Below are 433 nucleotides of genomic sequence, written 5' to 3' on the forward strand. Positions count from 1 at the left end.
AATAAAATGATTCGTAACCACCGCCACCGACAGGGCCGTAAAAAACACGACAAGAAAGGCGAAGCTGCCGATAATCCGCCACCATTTTTTCATTTCCTTGAAGGAGATAGTCCAGGACGCTTCAAACAGGAGCGGGGGAAGAAAAAGAAAAAATATATAATCAGGATTAATCCTGACCCTGGGCAGACCCGGCATAAGGCTGACAAATAAGCCNGGTAGGCAATTTTCAGTTTGCCGGCCAGTATATGGAGCAGTACAATGACCGCTACCATCGCCAGCAAAAACGGTAAAAGTGTATGCATAAAACCGGAATACGTTAATTTTCAAGGATGATTAAAGATACAGTCAGGCGTTTGCTTCGCCAAAGAAACCGGCGGTAAGTCTGCCATTGTCTCCACTCTTTTGTGACAAATCTCCGGGCATTTCAGCAGGA

General features: G+C 45.6%; 1 protein-coding gene. It reads right to left on the reverse strand.

Translation table 11 applies throughout. The features are described 5' to 3' along the window. Positions 1 to 195, reverse strand: a 195-nt coding sequence (locus BLX24_RS33775; protein ID WP_229201940.1) for a cation:proton antiporter domain-containing protein, incomplete at its 3' end; no start/stop codon positions are given. Positions 196 to 433: the final 238 nt, after the last annotated feature.

The sequence above is a fragment of the Arsenicibacter rosenii genome, assembly GCF_001870735.1.
Classification (GTDB): Bacteria; Bacteroidota; Bacteroidia; order Cytophagales; family Spirosomataceae; genus Arsenicibacter; species Arsenicibacter rosenii.